Raw genomic sequence first — 589 nt, 5'->3', positions numbered from 1 at the left:
TCTCACCCTATCCAGCTTACAGGACAGTCATTATTTAAAAGGTAAAGAATCCAATTCGGGGATGGGTGTCGGTATTGGTATAGGAACGTCCATGTTTTCATTTAACCTTCATCACAATACTCAAAAATCGAATAGTGACTATCTCAGCGTGAATGAACAAACGGCCATTCTCGCTGGGCAAGAGGGGTTTGATATTCATGTAGGTGCTCATACTGAATTAGATGCTGCGCTTATTGATAGTCAAGCTTCAGCGGACAAAAATCAGATGATTACCGCCACCTTACATACGACAGATAAAGAAAATGCGATGAGTGCTGAAGTGAGTCAACAAGGGTTTAATGTTGGCTCTGATGCCTTCTCTGGAAAATATGGCGTGTTAAAAACGGCGTCTCAGAATTTAAGTAATAAAGGCGAAGCCAGTGTGGATGATGCCAGTTCAACATTAAGTGCAATCGCGCCTGCAGAGATCACATTAATCGATCCTGACAAACAACTAGCTGTATATGGCAAAACAGCAGAAGAAACGATCTCGGATATCAATAGAGACACGGACAGTACGCACCGAAAACTGAATATAGCGGATATAGAC

The 589-nt window shown here is 42.1% G+C and carries 1 protein-coding gene; it reads left to right on the top strand.

Annotation, left to right across the window (positions count from 1 at the left end; translation table 11 throughout):
• The coding region (locus tag B4K20_RS13430) for a hypothetical protein (protein ID WP_289283256.1) at positions 1-589 on the top strand (589 nt) is incomplete at both ends.

The organism is Methylophaga sp. UBA5088 (assembly GCF_002414625.1).
Taxonomy (GTDB): Bacteria; Pseudomonadota; Gammaproteobacteria; order Nitrosococcales; family Methylophagaceae; genus Methylophaga; species Methylophaga marina.
The sequence above is the reverse complement of the archived record's forward strand: the minus strand, read 5'-3'. Positions and strand labels throughout refer to the sequence as shown.